This window comes from Cellulomonas sp. H30R-01 (assembly GCF_010119915.1).
Lineage (GTDB): Bacteria > Actinomycetota > Actinomycetes > Actinomycetales > Cellulomonadaceae > Cellulomonas > Cellulomonas algicola.
This window is the reverse complement of record NZ_CP048210.1, coordinates 2,884,059-2,906,506: the sequence shown is the minus strand read 5'-3', so window position 1 is coordinate 2,906,506 and position 22,448 is coordinate 2,884,059. Positions and strand designations below refer to the sequence as shown.

Genomic DNA, 22,448 nt, shown 5'->3' with positions numbered 1-22,448 from the left:
GGTGCACCACCGCCGGGCCAGGGACGGCCCGCCGGCACGAAGGAGACAGGGATGTCGCGACGCAAGGCATGGGCGGCGTCCGTCATGGCGCTCGCCGTGGCGGCCGCGTTCGCCCACCAGACAGGTGGCGGCGAGGTCAGCGGCGACGCGCTCGCCCGGTGGCAGTCGACGCGCCTCGTCGGCGTGACGCTGCCGGCGACCGGCTGGGCCGTGGAGGGCGACGTGCTCGTGCAGCGCCTCGCCCAGCTCGGGTACGGCGTGCGCGTGCACTACGCGCCCGACTCGGCGACGCAGGTCGCGCAGGTCCGCCTGCTCGTCGACGGCGGCGCCGACGCGGTCGTCGCGGTCGCGGTGGCCGAGGGCACGCTCGACGACGTCCTCCAGCAGGCCCGCCTGCGCGGCGTGGTCGTCGTCCCGTACGAGGCCGACGTCGTGACGAGCGTCGAGGCGCAGCTCGGCGGCGCCGCGTGAGCCGGATCCGGGTGCTCGTCGTCGACGACTCGGTCGTCGTGCGGCGCATCGTGAGCGACGTGCTCGGGCAGGACCGGCGCATCGAGGTCGTCGGCATCGCGGCGAACGGCCGGCTCGCGCTCGCGAAGGTCGAGCAGCTCCAGCCCGACCTCGTGACGATGGACGTCGAGATGCCGGAGATGGACGGCATCGAGACGGTCGCGGCGCTGCGGGCGCAGGGCTACCGCATGCCGATCATCATGTTCTCCACGCTCACCGAGCGCGGCGCGACGGCCACGCTCGACGCGCTCGCCGCGGGCGCCACCGACTACGTCACGAAGCCCACGGGCACCGCGTCGGTGCACGAGGCGCTCGCGCGCGTCGCGCACGACCTGATCCCGCGGATCGTCGCGCTCGTCCCGCGCACCGAGGACGTCGTCGAGGTGCCCGCACGGCAGGTGCACGCCGCGCCGGTCGCCGAGCCCGTCGCGCCGCCCGCACCCGGTGCCGCCCCCGTCACGCGGCCGATGCCGCTGACGCATCCCGTGCAGCTCGTCGTCGTCGCCGCCTCGACCGGCGGCCCCGACGCGCTCACGCGCGTCCTGCGCGGGCTCACCGTGCCGCCTCCCGTCCCCGTCCTCGTCGTGCAGCACATGCCGCCCGTGTTCACGCGGCAGCTCGCGGCGCGGCTCGACCGCGTCGGGCCCGCGACGGTCGTCGAGGCCGGCGACGACGAGCCGCTCGAGGCCGGGCACGTGTACATCGCCCCCGGCGACCGGCACCTCGGCGTCGACACCCGCACCGGCATGCTGCGCACCGCGCTCGACGACTCGCCGCCGATCAACTTCTGCCGCCCCGCGGCCGACGTCCTGTTCCGCTCCGCCGTGCGCGCCGTGCGCGGCGAGCTGCTCGGCGTCGTCCTCACCGGCATGGGCGTCGACGGTCGCCAGGGCTGCGTCGACGTGGTCGGCGCGGGCGGCACCGTGCTGGTGCAGGACCAGCCGTCGAGCGTCGTCTGGGGCATGCCCGGAGCCGTCGCCACCGCCGGGCTCGCGCACCGCGTGCTGCCCGTCGACCAGATCCCCGCGGCCGTGGAGGACGTCCTCAGCCACGCCACCGCCGAACCCACCGGAGCGCACCGATGAGCCTCGCCCCCGACGCCTTCGCCTACGTCGCGGAGCTGGTGGCACGACGCGCCGGCATCAACCTCGACGCGGGCAAGGAGTACCTCGTGGAGTCCCGGCTCCAGCCGCTCGCGCAGCGGGCCGGGCACGCGCGCGTCGAGACGTACGTGCGCGAGCTGCGCGCCGCCGAGCGTGAGGCCGACGTCCGCGCGGTCGTCGACGCCCTCACGACCAACGAGACGTCGTTCTTCCGGGACGGCGCGCCGTTCCGCGCGCTCACCGAGCACGTCGTGCCCGCGCTGCGCGGCGAGGGCGGCAGCCTGCCGCGGCTGCGGGTGTGGTCGGCGGCCTGCTCGACCGGGCAGGAGCCGTACTCGATCGCGATGACGCTCGCCGACGCGGTGCCGGACACGGCCGTCGAGATCGTCGCGACCGACATCAACGCGACCGTGCTCGACCGCGCGTCGCAGGGCGTCTACTCGCGGCTCGAGACCAACCGCGGCCTGCCGACCCCGATGCTCGTCCGGCACTTCGAGGCCGACGGCACCGGCTGGCGCGTGCGGGACCACCTCCGTCGGCAGGTGACGTTCCTGCGGCACAACCTGCTCGACGCGCCGCCGTTCGGCGGCGGCTTCGACGTGGTGTTCCTGCGCAACGTCCTCATCTACTTCGACCTGCCCGTCAAGCAGGCCGTGCTCGACCGCGTCCTCGCGGCGATGCGCCCCGGCGGGTTCCTCGTCCTGGGCGCCGCCGAGACGACGATCGGCCTCGACGACGGCTGGGAGCGGGTGCCTGTCGAGCGCGGCGCGGTCTACCGGGCGGCCGCCGTGCCGAGCCTGCTCACGCCCACCCTGCGGTCGTTCGCGCCCGCCCCGATAGCCCCCCTCGGTGTCGTGCCGTCCGCGCGCGTCGCCGCCGTCCCGCTGTCCGACAGCGTCCGAGGAGAGAGCCGATGAGAGCACTCGTGGTCGACGACTCGCGGACGATGCGCCGCATCGTCGCGAACGTCCTGGAAGGGCTCGGGTTCTCGACGACCCAGGCCGCCGACGGCCAGGAGGCCCTCGACGCCCTCCAGCAGGAGGGTGCCGTGGACCTCGTCACCGTCGACTGGAACATGCCCGTCATGGACGGGCTCGAGCTGGTCACGCACGTCCGCAAGAACCGCGAGTGGCGCGGCGTGACGCTCATGATGGTCACGACCGAGGCCGAGCAGTCCCAGATCGTGCGCGCGCTCGCGGCAGGCGCGCACGAGTACCTGATCAAGCCGTTCACCGCCGAGGAGCTGCGGGCGAAGCTCGACCTGCTCGGCCTCGTCCCCGTGGAGGAGACCGCATGAGCACCGACGTCGCGACCGACCAGGTCCTGCTCATCGCCCGTGACGTGTTCGCGTCGATGATCGACGGCGAGGACGGGCACCTGAACGCCTGGGAGGGCGAGACGCCCGCCGTCGAGGAGCCCGTGCACGCGTGGGTCGACCTGTTCGGCGAGCTGAGCGGGCGTGCGGTCCTCACGACCGCGACCGCGACGGCGCACGACCTGGCCCGCGCGCTGCTCGGCCTGCCGGCCGACGAGGAGGTCTCGCACGAGGACCTCGTCGACGCGTTCGGCGAGCTCGCCAACGTCGTCGGCGGCAACATCAAGGCCCTCATGCCCGACGCCGCCAAGCTCGGTCTGCCCGCGGTCGCCGACACCGTCCCGCTGCTCGAGGGCGCGCTGCGCGTGCAGGAGCTCGCGCTGTCGTGGCGCGGCCGCCCGATCGTCGTGGAGCTCTGGGTGCTCCTGACCGGGGCCGGGCAGTGAGCCCCGTCCCCACCGTCCCTGGCACGACCGCCGCGCCGACCGTCCCGCGGCGCCGCACCGAAGGAAGGAACCGATCATGATCCGCGTCCTCGTCGTCGACGACAGCCGCGTCATGCGCCAGATCGTGATCCGCACGCTCCGGCAGGCGGGTTACGACTGGGACGTGCGCGAGGCGTCCGACGGTGCGGAAGCCCTCGCGGCCGTCCGCGCCGACGAGCCCGACGTCGTCCTGTCGGACTGGAACATGCCGAACGTGTCCGGCATCGAGCTGCTGGAGGCGCTGCGCGCCGAGGGCTTCGAGACGCCGTTCGGGTTCGTCACGTCCGAGGGCTCGCCCGAGATGCGGGCCACCGCGGACGCCGCCGGCGCGCTGTTCCTCATCGCGAAGCCGTTCACCGCGGAGTCGTTCCGCGAGGTCATCGAGCCGGTGCTGGCATGAGCGCGCAGACCCCGCTGGCCGGTGCCGTCGAGGTCCGCGACCTGCTCGAGAACCTCGTCGGCCGCGAGGTCGACGTGCTCACGGGTGCGACGAGCCAGGACCCGGCGAAGGGTGACGGGTGCCTGGTCGGCGTGTACCTCGACGACACGCAGCAGGTCGCCGCGCTGATCCTGCTCGACGTCCCCGCCGCCGCGTACCTCGGCGGGGCGCTCGGGCTGGTCCCGGTGAAGATGGCGCAGCAGGCCGTGAACCACGGCGGGCTGCCCGCGGGCCTGCTCGAGAACGCGAGCGAGATCCTCAACGTGCTGGGCTCGCTGCTCAACGCGGAGGGGGCGCCGCACGTCCGCCTCGACGTCGTCTACGAGCCGGGTCACCCGCTGCCCGCGGACGTCGCGCGGCACGTGCCGGCGTTCATGCGGCGGTGCGACCTCGAGGTCGACGTCGCCGGGTACGGCCGCGGAGGGTTCTCGCTGGTCGTCGTGTGACGACGGTCAGCGCTCGGGGGCGGTGCCCGGCTGCGGTCGCCGCCTCCGGGCCCACGCGAGCGCGCCCAGGCCGATGACGACGCCCGTCGCGCAGACCACGGTCGGGACCCAGTCGGTCGCACCGGTCCAGCCGAGGACCGCGCAGACGACGAGCCCGGCCACCCACACGCCGGTTCCGACGAGGAGCACGTGCGCGAGGTCCACCTGCACGGGCGGGGGCGGCGTGCGCTCGGGGCGCAGCAGCCGGTCGAGGAGCGACGGCACGGGCGAAGCCTACGACCGGCGCAGGGTGCCGACGATCACGTCCACGGCCTGCGCCATCTGGTCGAACACGCGCGCGTAGAGCGCGTCCGACTGGCCGATCGGGTCGACGACGTCGTCCTCGTCGGGCGTCGCGTGCACGCGGCCGCGCTGCGCGGCGGCGAGGGTGGCGAGCGCCCGCAGCCGCTCGGCGGGTGTCGGGCCCGCCGCGGCGAGGTCGGCCGGGTCCACGAGCGGGGCGAGCCGGGCGAGCTCGCGCAGCGTGTACGTGCGGCGCACGGCTGCGGGCACGAGCTCGACGACCGCGGACCGGTGGCTGCGGGTGAGCGCGAGCACGACGTCGGCCTCGCGGACCGCGGCCGCGTCGAGCTGCCGCGCGACGAACCGGTCGGCGACCAGCCCGCGGCTTGCGACCAGCGCCGCCATCTGCGGGCTCATCGCGGACCCGACGACCGCGCGCGTGCCGGCCGAGCCGACCTCGATCCCGCCGGCGGCCACGTCGCCCCGGAACGCGCCGCCCGCACCCGCGGCGAGCAGGCGCTCGACGGCGGGGGAGCGGCAGATGTTGCCGGTGCAGACGGTGAGCACGCGCACGGGCGCGGCGGGGTCGACGGTCACGGCGACCATGATGCCCGGCGGGGGTGCGCCGTCCGGTACCGCCGGGCGGGCGTCGCGCTCGTCACTGTGTGACGTTCATGTTGCGGACGGTGGGAACCAGCATGCGGACGCGATCGTTCTCCTACGATCTGCGCATGGCTTCCCCCTCCGCCCCCGTCGCGCAGGACGAGACTCCTGCGCCACCTCGCAACGCGGTCGACCGCTACTTCAAGATCACCGAGCGCGGCTCGACGATCGGCACGGAGATCCGCGGCGGTCTCGTCACCTTCTTCACGATGAGCTACATCATCGTGCTCAACCCGCTCATCATCGGCACCGTCCCGTCGGACGGCGGCAACGGCGCGTTTCTCGGCGGCGGCGACGCCCCGAACCTCGCCGCCGTCGCGGCGACCACCGCCCTGGTCGCGGGCGTCATGTCGATCCTCATGGGCGCCGTCGCGAACTTCCCGCTCGCGCTCGCCGCGGGCCTCGGCCTCAACGCGGTCGTCACCTACTCGATCGCGTTCCTGCCCGGCATGACCTGGCCGGACGCGATGGGCATCGTCGTGCTCGAGGGCCTCATCATCCTCGTGCTCGTGCTGACCGGGTTCCGCGAGGCCGTGTTCCGCGCCGTCCCCGTCGAGCTCAAGACCGCGATCTCCGTCGGCATCGGCCTGTTCATCGCGTTCATCGGCCTCGTCGACTCCGGCTTCGTGCGCATCCCGTCGAGCCTCGCGACGCCCGTCGAGCTCGGCATCGCCGGCTCGCTCGGCTCGTGGCCGCTGCTCGTGTTCTCGGTCGGCCTCATCACCGCGATCGTGCTCATGGTCCGCAAGGTCAAGGGCGCGATCCTCATCGCCATCGCGACCGCCACGATCCTGTCGATCGTCGTCGAGGCGATCACGAAGGTCGGCGCCGCGAAGCCCGACGGCAGCAACCCCGGCGGCTGGAAGCTCAACACCCCCGCGATCCCCGACCAGGTCGTCGCGACCCCCGACTTCTCGCTGCTTGGCCAGTTCTCGCTGTTCGGCTCGTTCGAGCGCATCGGCGCGGTCGCGGTGATCCTGCTGGTCTTCTCGCTGCTGCTCGCCGACTTCTTCGACACGATGGGCACGATGGTCGCGATCGGCGGCGAGGCCGGGCTGCTCGACAAGGACGGCAACCCGCCGCGCACCAAGCAGATCCTCATCGTCGACTCGCTCGCCGCGGCCGCCGGTGGTGCGGGCTCGGTCTCGTCCAACACCTCGTACATCGAGTCCGCCGCGGGCGTCGGCGACGGTGCCCGCACCGGCCTCGCCGCGATCACGACCGGTGTCGCGTTCCTGCTCGCGACGTTCCTCGCACCGCTCGTCGACGTCATCCCGTTCGAGGCCGCCACCCCGGCGCTCGTCGTCGTCGGCTTCCTCATGGTCATGCAGATCAGCGGCATCGACTGGAAGAACTGGGAGGTCGCGATCCCCGCGTTCCTCACCATCGTCCTCATGCCGTTCGCCTACTCGATCACCGTCGGCATGGGCGCGGGCGTCATCGCGTTCGTCGTCATCAAGCTCGCGCTCGGCAAGGCCCGTGTCGTGCACCCGCTCATGTGGGGCGCCGCCGCGCTGTTCGTCGTGTACTTCCTGCTCGGCCCGATCAAGGACGCGCTCGGCGTCTGAGGTCCTCTCAGCCGGTGGTTCGGGCCGGGTCCTCCTCCGGGAGGGCCCGGCCCGTCCGTCTCCGCGCGACGCGGCGGGCGACGAGCAGCGCCGCGACACCCAGGGCCGCGCCCAGGGTGTTCATGACGACGTCCTGGACGGTGGGGACGCGCGACGGGAGGAACGCGCGCTGCGCGAGCTCGATCGCCGCCGACGTCGCGGCGCCCAGCGCCACCGCCCACCACGCGCGCCTCAGCAGGACGCCGACCAGCAGGCCGAACGGCACGAACAGCACGACGTTCGCGACCGCCTCCGTCGCGGCGTACGTCACCGGGAAGCCGCGCTCCTGCAACCACGCGAGCACGGTCCTGACGAGGCCGAACGTGGCGTCCGGTGCCGGCTCGGGCCACAGGGTGAGGCGCGCGACGCCCGCCAGGTAGACGACCAGCACCGCCACGAGGGCACGGCGGCGGGTGGCGGGGGAGGACGTCACCTCGTCACGGTAGCCGTGACGCCGGTCGTGCCAGCGGTTTCCAGATGCCCGAGGCAGTTGTACCGTCGGACCGGGTGCCGTGTCCGTGCGCGGCACCGACGGCCTGGGGGAAGCCGAGGGGGCTCACATGTTCGTTCGACGCCACATCGCCGCTGCGCTCGTCGCGGGCGGCCTGCTCCTGTCCGCGGGGAGCGCAGCGACCGCAGCACCGAGCGACGACGGCTACCGCGCGCCGAGCGTGGTCGCGACCGTGTCCGACCCGACGCCCGCGCCCGGGCAGTCGTTCAGCTTCACCATCCAGCACACGCCGAGCACACCCGTGACGCTCACGATCACGGCGCCGGCGTCGGTCCCGGACAGCGCGATCACGATCGCCGGCACCAAGTCGCTCACCAAGACGACCGACGCCGCCGGGTCCGTGACGTTCACCGTGACGCTCGCGCAGGCCGGCACCTACACGCTGACCGCCGTCGACGCGGCCACGGGTGCGGTCATCGCGACCGAGGTGCTCGCGGTCACTCCGGCCGGGACGGGCGGCACGCTGAGCTCGACCGGCGCCGACGCGCTGCCGTACGTGCTCGGCGGCGTGACGCTGCTCGTCGTCGGTGCAGGCGCGCTGCTGCTCGCCCGGCACCGCGCCACGACCCGCTGACCCGAGCGCCGCGCGCGCCGGCCGCGCAGACCGCGCCCGGCGCCGCGGCGCCCGTCGGACGCCCGCGGCGAGGAGCCCGGGTGCACAGCCCGCGCGGTTACCATCGAGCGCGCCGCCGGGCGGTCGTCCGCGCGGCAGGAGCGTGACCCGAGCCGAGCGGAAGGACCTGCGTGACACATCCGGACTGGGGCGACGCCTGGTCCACGCAGGTCGTGCCGGAGCAGGAGGCGCCCGCCGAGCCGCGGTGGCGTCGGCGGCTCGTGCTGGACCGGCGCGCCGTGCTGGGTGCCGTCGGCGCGGTCGTGCTCCTCGGGCTGGTCGCCGTCGGTTGGCTCGTCGCCGACGTCCTCGCGGCCCGCGCCGCGCTCCTCGACGCGCGTGGCGAGGTCGTCGTGCTGCAGGAGCAGGCCACCGGCGGCGACGTCGAGGCCGCTCGCGCGACCGTCACCCGGCTCCAGGAGGACGCTGCGACCGCGCACGCCCGCACGCGCGGCCCGGTGTGGTCCCTCGCCGGTGCGCTGCCGTGGGTGGGTGACCAGACGGGCGCCGTGCAGGTCGTCGCCGACGTCGTCGACAACCTCGCGCAGCACGGCCTGCCGCCGCTCGTCGACGCCGTCGCGCTCGTCGACCCCGCGGCGCTCGCGCCCGTCGACGGCCAGGTGGACCTCGACCCGCTGCGCAGGGCCGCGCCGCAGGTCGTGGGGGCCGACCTCGCCGTGCAGGCCGCCGTCCAGCAGCTCGACGCGATCGACACCTCCCGGCTCGTCGGCCAGCTCGCCGGGCCGGTCGACGAGCTGCGCGCGCAGGTCGACGACGTCGCGGCGACCACCGCGACCGCCGCGCGCGCCGCGACCCTGCTCCCCACGATGCTCGGGTCCGCCGAGCCGCGCACCTACCTCGTGCTCGTGCAGAACAACGCCGAGCCCCGGGCGACCGGCGGCATCCCCGGCACGGTCCTCGTGCTGCGCGCGCAGGACGGGCGGCTCGACGTCGTCGACCAGCGGCGCGGCGGCGACCTGTCCGGCCTGACCGAGCCCGCGCTGCCGCTGAGCGACGCCGAGGACGCGCTGTTCAGCCCGCTCGTCGGCACCGACATGCGCGACGTCACGTTCACACCGGACTTCCCGCGGTCCGCCGCGCTCGCGCGCGCGATCTGGCAGCAGCAGGTCGGCGGCGAGGTCGACGGGGTGCTGTCCGTGGACCCCGGTGCGCTCGCGCTCGTCCTCGAGGCGACCGGCCCCGTCGGGCTGGCCGACGGCAGCACGCTGTCGCGCGACAACGCCGTCGCGGAGCTGCTCAACGGCGTCTACCTGAGGTTCGAGGACCCGGCCGACCAGGACGCGTTCTTCGCGTCGACCGCGGCGACCGTCTTCGGTGCCGTCGCGGGGGGCCAGGGCGACGCGGGGGCGGTCGTCGACGCGCTCGCGCAGGCCGCGCGCGAGGGCCGGCTCATGCTGTGGTCCGCGCACGCCGAGGAGCAGGAGCTGCTCGCGCCGACCGTCCTCGCGGGCGCGCTGCGCGGTCGTGGCGGCGACGACTCGTCCGTCGTCGGCGTCTACCTCAACGACGGCACGCAGGCGAAGATGGGCTACTACCTCGACCTCGACGTCACGGGTGAGGTCGCGCAGTGCCGGCCCGACGGGTCCCAGGTCGTCGACCTCACCGTGACGCTCACGTCCACCGCGCCCGCCGACGCCGCGACGCTCCCGGAGTACGTCGTCGGGCCCGACCGCGTCGTCCCGCCCGGCGAGGTGACGACCAACGTCCTCGTGTATGCGCCGTCCGGGGGATTCGTCGAGACGGTGCGGGTGAATTCCGAGGAGTCGGGGGTGCTCGCGCAGGTGCACGACGAGCTCGGGGTCGTCGCGAGGACATTCACTCTCGCACCCGGACAATCCGGGACGCTCGATCTCGAGATCGTCACCGGAAAGTCCTCGACGGGCGACGTCGTGGTGCGTTCCACGCCCTTGGCCAGCGGTTCCGGGCCGACGATCGTCGCTTCCGGTTGCTCCAGCGAATCGGTACGGTGACGCAGACCCATTTCCAGGGTCACAGGCGGCGAAACGTCCGAAAAGGTCATTTCCGTGCCATTGTCGTCCGTCCCATGCTGGGGGAGCTCCATGAAGACCCGTCGCGCGCTCGTCACCGCTGCCGCCGCCGCAGCCCTCGTCCTCGCGCCGTCCGCCGCCTTCGGCTACGGCGCCGAGAACTACCAGGACAAGGGCACGGTCTCCGACTCGACGCCCGCCGCCGGCGAGGCCTTCAAGGTCACCGTCAAGGGCCCCGCGAAGACCAACGTCACGCTGACCGTCACGACGCCCGAGTCGGTCCCGGCCGACTCCGTGAAGATCGCCGGCACCAAGTCGTTCAGCAAGCTGACCGACGCCGCCGGCAACGCCGTCTTCTCCGTCACTCTCGCGCAGCCCGGCACCTTCTCGCTCGTCGTCACCGACGCCGCGTCGGGCGCCGTCCTGTCGACGCAGGCCGTCACCGTCGCCGGTGCCGCCGCAGGGACGCCCGCGGCCCTCAGCTCGACCGGCTCGAACGCGCTGCCGATCGCCGCGGGTGCGGGCGCGCTGCTCGCCGTCGGCGCCGGTGCGATCGTCCTCGCCCGTCGTCGCTCCGAGGTCCGCGCCTGACGCGCACTGCTCCTGCACGACGAAGGCCCCCGCCGGATCCCGGCGGGGGCCTTCGCGTCGTGCGAGCCGCTACGACGACGGCCCGGTCCGCCGAGTCGGTCGCGCCGGGTTTCCCGCCCAGATCTCGCCCGGGGGGACGGAGCGGAGGACGACGGCGTTCGCGCCGACGACCGCGCCGCGGCCGATGGTCGTCGTCGAGCCTGAGCGGAAGAGCACCACGGCCCCCGCACCGATGACGACGTCGTCCTCGACGACCACCCGGCCGCCGTCCGCTCGGGCGCCCGTCAGGTGCGTGTCCGACCGCCCGATGGTGACGCCCTGGTAGATCTTCACGTTCGCGCCGATGACGGTGTCCTCGTGCACGACCAGTCCGACGGCGCCGTGCGGCAGAGCCAGACCCGGACCGACGCGGACGCTCGCCGGGAAGTCCACGCCCAGCACGTGGAGCGCGGCGTTGGCGACGCGTCCGATGCCCGGCCTCAGCCGGAGGCGGACCAGCATCTCGACGGCTTCCACGCGCTCGATCCTAGGGAGACGCCGGTCGCGCCGCGACGGTCGGCGCGCTCAGGCGCGCGGACCGCCGCGCTGGTGCTGCGGCTGCGGCTGGGTCGGCGCGGCGCCGCGCAGGCGGGACTCGCTGAGCGCGTCGCCCGGCCAGATCGACCCGGTGTTCGTCGACACCGGGACCGCGCCCGTGGTCGTCGCGGGCGTCGGGGTCGTCGCCGGGGCCGACGGGCCGGAGCGCGCCTTGCGGCGGCGCCCGTTGCGCGCGCGCCCGTCGACCGCGGGCGTCGGCGAGTAGTCGTAGTACGTGTACTGCTCGCCGGCCTTGCGGCGCTGGCGGTTGAGCACGATGCCGAGCACGCGGGCGCCGACCGTCTCGAGCGACGACAGCGACTCGGCCAGCTGGTTGCGGTGCAGCTTGTCCGAGCCCGCGACGAGCAGCGCGCCGCCGGTGAGCTTCGCCAGGATCGCGGCGTCCGTCACCGGCAGCAGCGGCGCGGTGTCGAGCAGCACGACGTCGTAGCGCGACGTCAGCGTGGCGAGCAGCTGCGCCATCGCCTGCGACCCGAGCAGCTCGCTCGGGTTCGGCGGGACCTGGCCCGCGGGCAGGACGTGCAGGTTGCCGTTGCCCCACGGCTGGATGACGTCCGTGACGTCCGCACGGCCGATGAGCGCCGTCGTGAGGCCCACGCCGCCCTCGAGGCCCATGTAGCGGGCCACCGCCGGGCGGCGCAGGTCCGCGTCGACCAGGACCACGCGGGTGCCCGCGTCCGCGAGCGTGATCGCCACGTTGATCGACGTCGTCGACTTGCCCTCGCCGGGCAGCGACGACGTGATGACGATCGACCGCGGCCGGTCCGCCACGTCGAGGAACTGCAGGTTCGTGCGGACCCGGCGGAAGGCCTCGGCCCGGTGGCTGTGCGGGCTCGACTGCACGATCAGGGGGTGCTTCGGCGCGTCCTCGTCGTAGGGGATCGTGCCGATGACCGACGTCTCGGTGACGCGCGCGATGTCGTCCTCGGTGCGCACGCGCGTGTCCAGGACCTCGCGCAGCACCGCGATGCCGACGCCGAGCGCCAGGCCGACGAGCAGGCCGAGCGCCAGGTTGAGCTTGAGGTTCGGCGACGACGGGTCCGTCGGTGCCGTCGCCTCGCGCACGACCGAGACCTTGACCGCCGACGGGCCGCCGTCGGCGGGCGTCTCGAGCTCGCCGATGACGTCCTTGAACTGGCCGGCGATCGCGTCCGCCGTCGCCGCGGCGACGGCCGGGTTCTCGTCCGTCACCGTCACGTTGATGAGGGAGGTGTTGAGCGGCGAGTCCGCCTGCACCCGGCCCGCGAGGGACTCCGCGCGCACGTCGAGGCCCATGTCGTCGATGACCGGCCCCAGCACGCTCGGGCTGTTCACGAGCTGCGCGTACGACGTCACCTGCTGTCGCGTGAAGTTCGCCCCCTGGAGGAGGTCCGACGTGGACGCGCCGCCCTGCACGGAGACGTAGAGCTGCGTCGTCGCCTGGTAGACCGGCGTCATCGCCAGCGACGCCCCGACCGCGCCCAGCGCGCACAGGGCCGTGATCGCGACGATCGAGACCCACCGCTTGCGCAGGACGCGCAGATAGTCCTGGAGCTCCAACGAAATGCCTCCCCTTTGGTGCGCGGGGCGGACCCGCGGCGCGCAATTCTCTCACGGACATGCATTCGCCGACCGCCACGCCAGTCGGTGCCCAGCCCCCCGCCGTCGACCGTGAGGCCCGCACGTGCGCGCGGGTGGAATCCCCGGGAAAATGCCGCCGTCGTGCCCTCGGATGTCCGGCTCGTCATTCTTCGTCCGGATCCGGAACGCCGTGCCACAGGTAGCATGCTGCGGTTAGTGAAGTCCACCGCAGACGGGGGGAACGGTGGTCGAGACGCGCGCCGTCGGACCCGACCGGGCCAACGACCGTCCGGGTGTCGTCGAGGTCGACGCGCCCGCGGGCGCGACCACCCCCTGGTGGCCCTGGTACGTCGCCCGCCTCACGATCACGGACGCGTTCGCGGTCGTCTTCGCCGTCGGCGTCGCGTACGTCGTCCGGTTCGACATCGGCGGCACCACGCTCGTCTCCGGCGAGTACTCGCCGTCCTACCTCACCGTCTCCGGCGTCCTCACCGCCGCCTGGCTCGCCGCCCTCGCCGTCGTCCGGTCCCGCGACCGCCGCATCATCGGCACCGGCCCCGTCGAGTACGCCCGCGTGTTCGGTGCCACCTGGCGCCTGTTCGCCGTCGTGGCGATCGTCGCCTACCTGCTGAAGATGGACATCGGCCGCGGCTACCTGGCGATCGCGGCGCCGCTCGGGCTCGTCCTCATCCTCGTCGGCCGCTACGGGTGGCGGCAGTGGCTGCACCGCCGCCGCGACGCGGGCCGCATGCAGTCGGGCGTCGTGGTCATCGGCCACCGCGAGAAGGTCGCGCGGCTCATCGAGGAGCTCCACCGCAGCCCGCGTGCCGGGTACACCGTCCTCGGCGTGTGCGTCCCGTCCGGTGAGGTCGCCTCCGGCGAGACCGTCGCCGGCGTCCCGGTCCTCGGCTCGTTGGGCGACGCCGCCCGCGTGGCCGTCGCCACGCACGCGTCCGCCGTCGCCGTGACCGGCTCCGACGCGATCACCTCGGAGGCGGTGCGGCAGCTCGGCTGGGACCTCGAGGGGTCGCACGTCGACCTCGCGCTCACCCTGTCCCTGGTCGACGTCGCCGGGCCTCGGGTGATCATGCAGCCGGTGTCCGGTCTTCCGTTGATGTACGTCGACGAGCCGCGGTTCACCGGTGCCAAGTACATCGCCAAGACCGTCGTCGACTGGGTCGGCGCCGCCGCGCTGGTCGTCGTGCTCTCGCCGCTGCTCCTCGTCCTGGCCGTCCTCGTCGCCACCACGAGTCGCGGCCCCGTGCTGTACGCGCAGGAACGCATCGGCAAGGACGGCCGGCGGTTCCGCATGTACAAGTTCCGCTCGATGGTCGCCGACGCGCACGAGCGTCTGTCCGACGTCCTCGCCGCCGAGGGCGTCACCGGCATCGCCTTGTTCTACAAGCCGAAGAACGACCCGCGCGTCACCCGCGTCGGTCGCGTCCTGCGCCGCTTCTCCCTCGACGAGCTGCCCCAGCTGTTCAACGTCCTGCGTGGCGACATGAGCCTCGTCGGCCCGCGCCCGCAGATCGCCGAGGAGGTCGCCCAGTATGACCGCACGGCGCACCGCCGGCTCCTCGTGAAGCCCGGCCTCACCGGCCTGTGGCAGGTGTCCGGGCGCTCCGACCTCAGCGCCGAGGCCGGGCTGCGCGCCGACGTCTCCTACGTCGAGAACTGGACGCTCTTCACCGACCTGCTGATCCTCGCCCGCACCGTCAAGGTCGTCGTCGCGCGGAGCGGGGCGTACTGATGGGCGGGGTGCTCGTCCACGAGTGGCTCGCGCGCACCGGCGGGTCCGAGAACGTCTTCGACGCGCTGGTCGAGGCGTTCCCCGCCGCCGACCTGCTGTGCCTCTGGAACGACGTCCCGGGCCGCTACCCCGGCCGACAGCTCGACGAGACGTGGCTCGCCCGCACGCCGCTGCGGCGCCGCAAGGCGCTCGCGCTCGCGGCGATGCCGGCCGCCTGGCGCGGCCGCCGAGGCGAGTACGACTGGGCGCTCGTGAGCTCGCACGCGTTCGCCCACCACGTGTCGTTCCGCGGCCAGCCGCAGGACTTCGCGAAGCTCGTCTACGTCCACAGTCCCGCCCGCTACCTGTGGGAGCCGGACCTCGACGCCCGGGGCGCCGGGGCCGCCGCCCGGGTGGCCGGCACCCCGCTGCGCGCGCTCGACCGTGCCCGCGCCAGGGAGATCACCGCCGTCGCCGCGAACAGCCGGTTCGTCGCCGAGCGTGTGCGCCGGGCGTGGGAGACGGACGCGACCGTGGTGCACCCGCCGGTCGACGTCGCGCGGATCCGCTCCGTGCCCGTGTGGGCCGACCGCGTCACCGGTGCCGAGCGGCAGGTCCTGGACGGCCTGCCCGACGGGTTCGTGCTGGGCGCCTCGCGGCTCGTCCCCTACAAGCGGCTCGACCTGGTCGTGCGGGCCGGCGAGGCGTCCGGACGACCCGTGGTGATCGCGGGGAGCGGGCCCGAGCGTGCCCGGCTCGGCGCGCTCGCGGCGACCGCGCGCGTCCCCGTCACGTTCGTCGACGCGCCGTCCGACGAGCTCCTGTTCGCGCTCTACCAGGCGTGCGCCGTCTACGTGTTCCCGGCCGTCGAGGACTTCGGGATCATGCCCGTCGAGGCGATGGCGGCGGGTGCGGCGGTCGTCGGCGGCCACGTCGGCGGGGTCACGGAGACGGTCGTGGACGGTGTGACCGGCCGGACCGTCGACCTCGACGACGCCGTCGCGCTCGCGCAGGCGGTCGAGCAGGCGACGACGATGCGCGGGGACGCACCGGCGGCCCGCGCCGAAGCGTTCGACCGCGCGCGCTTCCTCGACGCCGTGCGTGCGTTCGCGTCGACGGCGGGAGCCGTGGCGTGACGCTCGGGACCCCACCGGTCGTCGTGCTCTCCACGGCCGACTTCGACAGCGCGGTCTGGACCAACAAGCAGCACCTCGCCGTCGGCCTCGCGCGCCACGCGGACGTGACCTACGTCGAGTCGTTCGGGCTGCGCGCGCCGACCGTCAGCGGTGCCGACCTCCGCCGCGTCGCGCGGCGAGCCGCGGGGCGCCGGGGCGGCGGGCAGAGGACGGCGCCGTCCCGGCCCGACCGGCTGCGCGTCGTCAGCCCCCGCGTCGTGCCGTTCCACGGGGCGGCTGCGGCACGCCGACTGAACGCGCAGCTGGTGAGGCGGCTCGACCTGCCGGGGCTCGACGAGGGCGTGCTGTGGACGTTCTCGCCGATGACGTACGGGCTCGAGCATCGTGCGCGGCACGTGGTCTACCACTCGGTGGACCTCCTGCACACCCAGCCGCGCGTCCCCGCTGCCGCGCTGCTCGACGCGGAGCGCCACCTCCTGCGCGTGGCCGACCGGGTCGTCGCGAGCAGCACGGGCGTCGCGGCACACCTCCGGGCGCAGGGGCGCGACGACGTGCTGCTGTGGGAGAACGTCGCCGACGTCGAGCTTTTCGCCGGTGCCGCCGTGCCGCGGCGGCCGCGAGCCGTCTTCGCCGGGAACCTCACGCCGACGAAGGTGGACGTCGGCCTGCTCCTCGACGTCGTCGACCGCGGGCTCGAGCTCGTGCTCGCCGGGCCGCACGAGATCGACGGTGCGGGCCGCGACGGCCGGGTCGGGGTACTGCTGTCCCACCCCCGCGTCACCACGGTCGGCAACCTGCCACCCGACCGGCTCGCCGAGGTCGTGGCCGGCTGCACGGTCGGTCTCGTGCCCTACGCGCTGAACGACTACACCGCCGGCGTCTTCCCCCTGAAGGTGTACGAGTACCTCGCCGCCGGCCTGGCCGTCGTGTCGACGCCCCTCGCGAGCCTCCGGGAGACGACGGCGCCGGGGCTGAGTCTCGTCGAGGCGTCCCGCTTCGGGGCCGCTGCGGTCGCCGCGAGCGGCGTCCCGGACCCCGTCGTGCTCGCCGACCGGCGGGCGGCAGCGGCAAGCCACTCGTGGACCGCACGCGTCGCGGACGCCGTCGCGCTCGTCGACGGGTTCGGCGCGTGAGCGCGCGCCGCGCGGACGGTCGCGGTGGTCGCGTGCTCTTCGTGTGCCGCAGCACGTCCGGCCACCCCGGGAGCGGCGGGATGGAGCGCGTCCTCGACGAGCTCCTGCGCGCCGCACGCGAGGCGGGGCACGACGTCGCGCTGCTCACCACGCCCGGCGGCGGCACGTCGGAGGCGGCCGTCGTGTGGACCGCCGGTCGGACGGGTGGGCGGTACTCGTGGCGGTGGTGGTGGGAGTCGTCCCGCAGCGGTCCCTGGACGCGGTGGCAGCCGGACGCCGTCGTGAGCGTGGGCGACGCAGGCGGCGCTCTCGTGCTGCGTCGCCGCCGGCCGCCGATGGCGGTCCAGGTCCACGGCACGACCGGGACCGAGCTCGCGAGCAGCCTGCGCGCGCGCACCCGCCGCGAGCTGCTCAAGGTGCCGCTGCACGTCCTCCGGTTCCCGAGCCGTCGGCTGTTCGTCCGGCGCGCAGACGCCGTGTGGCCCGTGTCCGACGCGTTGCGCGACGCGCTGCTGCGCGCTCCCTACCGGCTCGACCCGCGACGCGTGACCACGCTGCACAACGGCGTCGACCCCCGGGCGCTCGACTCGGCCCCGGACGACGTCGCCGCGGTCGCCGAGCAGGTCGGTGCTCGCGACGGCGGACGGACGGGCCTCTACGTCGGACGTCTCCACGAGCAGAAGGGCGTCGACCTCGCGATCGGCGCGCTCGGCGTGCTGCCGAGCGACCACCGCCTCGTCGTCGCGGGCGACGGCCCCGACGCCGACCGGCTCCGCGCGCTCGTCCGCGCGCGAGGGCTGGACGGCCGTGTCACGTTCGTCGGTGCCGTCCCGCGCGGCACCGTGGCCGCGCTGCTCCGGGTCGCCGACGTCCTGCTCGTCCCGAGCCTCCGCACCGAGGGTGCACCGGTCGTCCTCCTCGAGGCCGCCGCCGTCGGTGTCCCGGTGGTCGCCACACGTCATGCGCAGGCGCCCGCCGAGCTCGCCGCGGGGGCCACCGTCGTCGCGGCCAGCGTCGACGCCCTCGCCGCCGGGTGGCGCGCAGCGACCACGCGTGGCCGGGCCCCGTACCTGCCGGCGGCGCTCACGCGCGACCACGTCGGCGCTGCGTACGCCCGGGCGCTCGACGGTCTCGTCCACGCCGGAGGTGCGCGATGAGCCTGCGCGTCGCGCCCCTGCGTGCCCCCGTGCGCCCTGCCGGCACCCGTCCGACGGCCACGGCGACGCTGGTCACCGTCGCCGCCTGCCTCGTCGCGCTCGTCGTGGGCGCTGTCGCCGTGAGGTCGCCGCTGCTCGGCGGGATACTCGCCGCGCTCGCCCTCACGGTCGCCTTCCCGTGGCCCGTGCTCGTGGCGTCGCTGGGGTGGGTGCTGCTGGTCCGGCCCGGTGCGGAGCTCGTGAACGTCGAGCTCGGCGGCCTCGTCCTGACCGACGTGGACGCCGCGGTGCTGCTCACGGTCGTCGCGGCCCTCGTGGTCGCCGTCTGGCCGGACGGGCGCCCCCGCACGCTCACCGGGACGGTGGACGTCGCGCCCACGGTGCTCACGTCGGCGGACTGGCTGTGGGTGCTCGCCTGGCCCGTGTGGCTCGTCGCCCGAGCGGCGCTGCCCGAGGTCGGCACCGCGGCCGTCGGCTCCGCCGCGCTCGTCGACCTGCGCCTCCTCGAGGCGTTCCTCCTGCTCGTGCCCCTCGCCGTCGTCGTGCGACGCCGCGGCGCCCTCGTGGTCGTCCGCGGGCTGGTCGCGCTCGCCGCGCTCGCGTCCGTCATCGCCGCCGTCGGCGCCGTCGCGCTGCGGTCGGGGATGGTCGGCCCGGGCGAGCTCCCCGTGGTGAACCTCTCGGGCGCGGCGGCGCGCGACGTGCGTCCGGGTGCGGAGATCGTCGTCGTGATGGCCGCCGTCGTCCTGCTGCTCTCGCGCCGCGTCGCGGGCCGCGCCCGCCCCGCGCTGGTCGCGCTCCTCGGTCTCGAGCTCTTCGTGTCGCAGACCCTCAGCATGATCCTCGCCGTCGCGGCAGGTGTCGGCGCGACGCTCCTCGCCGGCTGGAACAAGGCGAGCCTCGGCGTGCGGCTCGGCGCCGCCGTGCTGCTGCTCGTCGCGCTCGCCCTGGTCAGCGGCGTGCTCGACCCGGGCGGTCGGTACGACCTCGCCCAGCGGAGCGAGCAGGTGTCGGGCCAGTACCGGCTCTCCGAGATCCAGACGATGACGGCGGCCATCACCGAGACGCCCCTGACGACGCTCGTCGGGCCGGGTGTCGGCACGGAGCTCGCGTTCGCCGGCGAGTTCGTCAACTCGGTCAAGCGGGACTCGCACGACGTGTACCTGACGATCGCGCTCAAGACGGGACTCGTCGGCGTCGTCCTGTTCGTCGTCCCGCTCCTGCGTGCAGCGCTGAGGGCGTTCCGCCGTGGGGGGGAGGTCGGCCGTGCGCTCGCGGGGGCGTGCGTCGCCGTCCTCGTCGTCAGCCTGACCGTGCCGTGGTGGTGGACGGTCAACGGGATGGGTGCCGTGCTCGCCCTGTACGTGGCGACCGCGGCGTACGGCAACCGACCGCGGACGACCTCGTGAGCGTGCTCGTCGAGGTCGCACGGCGGCTGACGGCACGCGCGGACGCGCGGCTCGTCGTCGCCAACCTCGTCGGCGTCGGCCTGGGTCTCGTCTCGGCTGCGTTGCAGGCGCGGGCACTGGGACCGACCGGTCGCGGCGAGATCGCGGTGGCGATCGCCCCGGCGACCGTCATCGCGATCCTCATGGGCTTCGGACTGCCGGACTACTTCGGCCGCCGGTCCGCGCAGGGGGCCGACCGGCGGGTGCTCGCGTCGGTCTCCGGAGTTCTCGCCCTCGTGAGCGGTCTCGTCTGCGCGCTGCCCTACCTGTTCTTCGTGGGGTTCCAGACCGACCCCGGCACCGTGTCCCGGGTGCTGCTGATCGTGTACGCCGCGGTCTCGCCGGTGGTCGTCTACGGGTCGTGCACGAGCGCGGTGGCCGCGGGGCACGGGGCCTGGCGCGGTGTGGTCCTCGCGCGGTTCCTGCCGCAGCTGGTCATGGTCGCAGGCCTCGTCGTGCTCATCGCGGTCGGCCCGTCCCCGCTGTCGGTCGGTTTGCTGCTCATCGCGACGACGCTGCTCGGGAGCCTGCTGCCGGGGGTCCTCGGCGGGGCCCTCCCGACGGGGCGGGCCACGATCGCCGAGGCGGTCGCCGCGGTCCGGTTCGGTCTGCGCGGCTGGCCCGCGGGCAGCGTCGCGCTCCTCAACCAGCGGATCGACCTGCTGCTCCTGTCGGTGCTGGCCACGTCCTACGACCTCGGGCTCTACGCCGTCGCGACGACGCTCGCCGCGACGCTCAACGGCGTCTCGGTGTCGATCGCGATCCCGCTGCGGAACCGGATCGTCCGGGGAGAGCGCGACATCGTGCCGGGGGCGTCGACCGCGGTGCTCGGGCTGCTCCTGGTCGCGGGTGGGGTGGTCGCAGCGGCGCTGCCGCTGCTGATCCCGCTCGTGCTCGGTGCCGACTTCCTGCCGGCGCAGGGGGCGATGACGGTCCTGCTGCTCGCGCAGGCGCCGCTCGGCGCCGTGATCGTCCTGACGCAGAGCCTCATCGCGGTGGGACGACCAGGGGCTCCGCTCGTCGGTGAGGCGCTCGCCCTCGTCGTGACCGTGGTGCTGGTCCTCGTGGCGTACCCGGTGTACGGGATCGTGGCGGCGGCCCTCGCGAACCTCGCGGGCAACCTGGTGAGCTGGAGCGTGCTCGTCCATCTCGCGCGGCGGCACGTCACCCGGGCGCCGGTCCTGTCGTTCGTCGTGCCGTCGCGCCGGTCGATCGCCGCCTTGAGGGAGAGCTGACGTGGCCGACGTCGACGTGGTGGTCGTGACCCACGACTCCGCTGGGCACCTGCCGAGCCTCGCCGCGTCCCTGCGGCGCTGCGGCGCTCTGGTGGCGAGCGTGACGGTGGTCGACAACCTCTCGTCGGACGGGAGCGCCGACGTGGCGCGGTCGCTGGCCCTTCCCGGCAGGGTCGCGGTCGTCGACGCCGGCGTGAACCTCGGCTTCGGGCGCGCCGTGAACCTGGCGGCGCGCCACCCCGAGGACCGCGCCGCGTACCTGCTGGTGCTGAACCCCGACGCCGCCGTCCCGCCGGACGGGCTCCACCGGCTCGTCTCGACCCTGGAGGGCCGCCCCGACCTCGCGTGCGTCGGGGCGGACCTGCGCAGGCCCGACGGGTCACCGGTGAGCAGCGCCCGCAGCTTCCCCGGGCTGTGGGACGTCGCGCGCGGGCGGGCGCACGACGTCGACCACGCGGGTGGCCTCGTCGACGCCGACTGGCTGTGCGGCGCGCTCATGCTGTGGCGCCGCTCGGCCTTCGAGGCGCTCGGAGGGTTCGACGAGCGCTACTTCCTCTACTACGAGGACGTCGACCTCTGCCGTCGGGCGCGCGCCGCCGGGTGGGGCGTCGCGATCGACGGCGGAGTCGTGGCCGAGCACGACCAGGGGCACGGTCGACCGACGGCCGCCGTCCTCCGGCAGGCGAACCGCCGGAGCCGACGGCGGTACGCCCGGCGCTGGATGGGTGTGCCTGGTGCGGGCGCAGCGCTGCTGGCCGACGTCCGGGAGCGCCTGGCCGGTGTGGTGCGGGGCGATGCTCGGTGAGCGGTCTGCGCGTGCTGGTCGACGGTCGTCTGCTCGCCCCCGGGCACTCGGGCGTGCGGGACGTCGCCGTGGGCCTCGTCGACGCGCTGCGCGCCACCGCCGGCCCGGGGCAGGAGCTGCTCGTGGCGGGTCGCGGACCGGCTTACGACGTCGACGTCGCCGGTCCTGGCTTCATGCACCTCCAGCTGCCGCGTGCGGCGCTCGCGACGCGCAGCGACGTCGTGCTCGTGCCGCGGCAGGCGCGGCCGCTGCTCAGTCCGGTGCCCGTCGTCCCGGTGTTCCACGACGTGGGCTTCCTGCGGGCGCGGGCGATGTACCGGTCGTCGTGGCCGGTGCGGGCCGCGGACAGGTCGGCGCGGTGGTCGCGGCGCGGGCTGGCGGTCTCCGAGTTCACGGTCGACGAGGTCGTGGCCGCCCGGTCGAGGGTCGCGCTGCGTGCCCTGCCCCTCGGTGCGCTCCACCCCGTCCGCTGGCAGCCCCACGAGGACGACCCGTACGTGCTCTGCGTCGCGGTGCAGGAACCGCACAAGAACCTGGAACGCCTGGTTCGTGCCTGGGGCGAGGCTCGCCCCGCCGGCGTGCGTCTCGTGCTGTGCGGCCGCGCGGGGGAGGCGACGGAGGGGATCCGGCGGGCGCTGGCCGGCCTCGGACCGGAGGTCGCCGTGGAGTGCGTCGCGGGACTCGCCGACGACGAGTACGCGCGCTTGCTGGAGGGGTGCACGGCGTACGTGCAGCCGTCGTTCTACGAGGGCCTGTGCATCCCGGCGCTCGACCTCGCGGCAGCGGGGGCACCGACCGTCGTCGGGCGGGCCGGCAACCTGGGCCGCGTCTTCGCGGGCGCACCGGAGCACGCGACGGTCGACCCGTCGTCGATCGGCGACCTCGCGGGGGCGTTGCGGGCGGTCGTCGGGGACGCCGGGGTCCGGCGCGCCCTGAGCGACTGGAACCGGGCGCACGTGACCCTGACGGACTGGGACGAGGTCGGCCGCGCCGCGTGGTCCGTGCTCGCGGCCGCTGCGGGCGGCCGTCGAGGGAGGACTCGTGCGGCCCGCTGAGGTGGTCACCGTGGTGACC

Annotated in this window: 24 protein-coding genes; 19 read left to right on the top strand and 5 right to left on the bottom strand. The window is 74.6% G+C overall.

The annotated features are described in order from the left end of the window. Positions 1-51: 51 nt before the first annotated feature. The 7 genes from GXP71_RS13015 to GXP71_RS12985 all read left to right on the top strand — a co-directional run bounded on the left by GXP71_RS13015 (position 52) and on the right by GXP71_RS12985 (position 4,298). On the top strand, positions 52-471 hold the full coding sequence (locus tag GXP71_RS13015) for a hypothetical protein (protein WP_124342401.1): 420 nt from the start codon (positions 52-54) through the stop codon (positions 469-471). Continuing rightward, entirely contained in the window at positions 468-1,595 is a 1,128-nt protein-coding gene (gene cheB, locus GXP71_RS13010) for a chemotaxis-specific protein-glutamate methyltransferase CheB (protein ID WP_162352986.1), read from the top strand. The genes GXP71_RS13015 and cheB overlap by 4 nt, the downstream gene beginning before the upstream one ends. Beyond that, positions 1,592-2,530, top strand: a complete 939-nt coding sequence (locus GXP71_RS13005) for a protein-glutamate O-methyltransferase CheR (RefSeq protein ID WP_162352985.1) — start codon at positions 1,592-1,594, stop codon at positions 2,528-2,530. Before cheB ends, GXP71_RS13005 begins: the two co-directional genes overlap by 4 nt. After that, positions 2,527-2,910: a response regulator gene (locus GXP71_RS13000; protein WP_124342398.1), complete on the top strand. Its 384-nt coding sequence runs from the start codon at positions 2,527-2,529 to the stop codon at positions 2,908-2,910. Before GXP71_RS13005 ends, GXP71_RS13000 begins: the two co-directional genes overlap by 4 nt. Continuing rightward, positions 2,907-3,374 (top strand): chemotaxis protein CheX, encoded by a 468-nt coding sequence (locus GXP71_RS12995; RefSeq protein WP_162352984.1) that lies wholly within the window; start codon positions 2,907-2,909, stop codon positions 3,372-3,374. The genes GXP71_RS13000 and GXP71_RS12995 overlap by 4 nt, the downstream gene beginning before the upstream one ends. A gap of 76 nt (positions 3,375-3,450) precedes the next feature. After that, positions 3,451-3,813, top strand: coding sequence for a response regulator (locus GXP71_RS12990; RefSeq protein ID WP_124342396.1), 363 nt, complete (start codon positions 3,451-3,453; stop codon positions 3,811-3,813). Next, positions 3,810-4,298: a hypothetical protein gene (locus tag GXP71_RS12985; RefSeq protein WP_124342395.1), complete on the top strand. Its 489-nt coding sequence runs from the start codon at positions 3,810-3,812 to the stop codon at positions 4,296-4,298. The genes GXP71_RS12990 and GXP71_RS12985 overlap by 4 nt, the downstream gene beginning before the upstream one ends. 6 nt (positions 4,299-4,304) lie before the next feature. On the opposite strand, the gene GXP71_RS12980 is transcribed toward GXP71_RS12985, so the two are convergent. After that, on the bottom strand, positions 4,305-4,562 hold the full coding sequence (locus tag GXP71_RS12980) for a DUF2530 domain-containing protein (RefSeq protein WP_124342394.1): 258 nt from the start codon (positions 4,560-4,562) through the stop codon (positions 4,305-4,307). A 9-nt stretch (positions 4,563-4,571) separates the two neighbouring features. After that, positions 4,572-5,177 (bottom strand): low molecular weight phosphatase family protein, encoded by a 606-nt coding sequence (locus GXP71_RS12975; RefSeq protein ID WP_238402408.1) that lies wholly within the window; start codon positions 5,175-5,177, stop codon positions 4,572-4,574. Positions 5,178-5,311: 134 nt separating this feature from the next. Between GXP71_RS12975 and GXP71_RS12970 the strand changes: the two genes are divergently transcribed. Beyond that, the gene (locus tag GXP71_RS12970) at positions 5,312-6,811 is read left to right on the top strand and encodes an NCS2 family permease (RefSeq protein WP_162352982.1); all 1,500 of its coding nucleotides are present in this window, start codon (positions 5,312-5,314) and stop codon (positions 6,809-6,811) included. 7 nt (positions 6,812-6,818) lie between these two features. On the opposite strand, the gene GXP71_RS12965 is transcribed toward GXP71_RS12970, so the two are convergent. Then, the gene (locus GXP71_RS12965) at positions 6,819-7,283 is read right to left on the bottom strand and encodes a VanZ family protein (protein WP_162352981.1); all 465 of its coding nucleotides are present in this window, start codon (positions 7,281-7,283) and stop codon (positions 6,819-6,821) included. A 127-nt stretch (positions 7,284-7,410) separates the two neighbouring features. Between GXP71_RS12965 and GXP71_RS12960 the strand changes: the two genes are divergently transcribed. The 3 genes from GXP71_RS12960 (at position 7,411) to GXP71_RS12950 (ending at position 10,574) form a co-directional block, all read left to right on the top strand. After that, on the top strand, positions 7,411-7,935 hold the full coding sequence (locus GXP71_RS12960; protein WP_162352980.1) for a peptidase: 525 nt from the start codon (positions 7,411-7,413) through the stop codon (positions 7,933-7,935). 170 nt (positions 7,936-8,105) lie between these two features. Continuing rightward, complete coding sequence (locus GXP71_RS12955) at positions 8,106-9,965, top strand: DUF4012 domain-containing protein (RefSeq protein ID WP_162352979.1); 1,860 nt, start codon at positions 8,106-8,108, stop codon at positions 9,963-9,965. Between the two features lie 90 nt (positions 9,966-10,055). Further along, complete coding sequence (locus GXP71_RS12950; protein WP_124341134.1) at positions 10,056-10,574, top strand: peptidase; 519 nt, start codon at positions 10,056-10,058, stop codon at positions 10,572-10,574. Positions 10,575-10,643: 69 nt separating this feature from the next. Here GXP71_RS12950 and GXP71_RS12945 read toward each other — a convergent pair whose 3' ends face one another. Both GXP71_RS12945 and GXP71_RS12940 read right to left on the bottom strand, forming a co-directional pair. Continuing rightward, on the bottom strand, positions 10,644-11,090 hold the full coding sequence (locus tag GXP71_RS12945; RefSeq protein ID WP_162352978.1) for a serine O-acetyltransferase: 447 nt from the start codon (positions 11,088-11,090) through the stop codon (positions 10,644-10,646). 48 nt (positions 11,091-11,138) lie between these two features. Next, positions 11,139-12,710 carry a polysaccharide biosynthesis tyrosine autokinase gene (locus tag GXP71_RS12940; RefSeq protein WP_124341132.1) on the bottom strand — a complete coding sequence of 524 codons (1,572 nt, stop codon included), beginning with the start codon at positions 12,708-12,710 and terminating at the stop codon, positions 11,139-11,141. A 265-nt stretch (positions 12,711-12,975) separates the two neighbouring features. On the opposite strand from GXP71_RS12940, the gene GXP71_RS12935 reads away from it, so the two are divergent. From GXP71_RS12935 to GXP71_RS12900, 8 genes are read left to right on the top strand one after another with little or no spacing between them, the layout of a single operon-like run. Continuing rightward, positions 12,976-14,481, top strand: a complete 1,506-nt coding sequence (locus GXP71_RS12935) for a sugar transferase (protein ID WP_162352977.1) — start codon at positions 12,976-12,978, stop codon at positions 14,479-14,481. Continuing rightward, complete coding sequence (locus GXP71_RS12930) at positions 14,481-15,596, top strand: glycosyltransferase (protein ID WP_124341130.1); 1,116 nt, start codon at positions 14,481-14,483, stop codon at positions 15,594-15,596. Before GXP71_RS12935 ends, GXP71_RS12930 begins: the two co-directional genes overlap by 1 nt. Then, a complete protein-coding gene (locus GXP71_RS12925; RefSeq protein WP_162352976.1) occupies positions 15,593-16,729 on the top strand; it encodes a glycosyltransferase in 1,137 nt (378 codons plus the stop codon). The genes GXP71_RS12930 and GXP71_RS12925 overlap by 4 nt, the downstream gene beginning before the upstream one ends. Further along, on the top strand, positions 16,726-17,886 hold the full coding sequence (locus tag GXP71_RS12920; protein WP_162352975.1) for a glycosyltransferase: 1,161 nt from the start codon (positions 16,726-16,728) through the stop codon (positions 17,884-17,886). Before GXP71_RS12925 ends, GXP71_RS12920 begins: the two co-directional genes overlap by 4 nt. Continuing rightward, entirely contained in the window at positions 17,883-19,295 is a 1,413-nt protein-coding gene (locus GXP71_RS12915; protein WP_162352974.1) for an O-antigen ligase family protein, read from the top strand. Before GXP71_RS12920 ends, GXP71_RS12915 begins: the two co-directional genes overlap by 4 nt. Then, the gene (locus GXP71_RS12910) at positions 19,292-20,569 is read left to right on the top strand and encodes an oligosaccharide flippase family protein (protein ID WP_162352973.1); all 1,278 of its coding nucleotides are present in this window, start codon (positions 19,292-19,294) and stop codon (positions 20,567-20,569) included. The genes GXP71_RS12915 and GXP71_RS12910 overlap by 4 nt, the downstream gene beginning before the upstream one ends. A 1-nt stretch (position 20,570) precedes the next feature. Then, complete coding sequence (locus GXP71_RS12905) at positions 20,571-21,374, top strand: glycosyltransferase family 2 protein (RefSeq protein WP_162352972.1); 804 nt, start codon at positions 20,571-20,573, stop codon at positions 21,372-21,374. Next, a complete protein-coding gene (locus GXP71_RS12900; protein WP_162352971.1) occupies positions 21,371-22,429 on the top strand; it encodes a glycosyltransferase in 1,059 nt (352 codons plus the stop codon). The genes GXP71_RS12905 and GXP71_RS12900 overlap by 4 nt, the downstream gene beginning before the upstream one ends. Positions 22,430-22,448 lie beyond the last annotated feature (19 nt).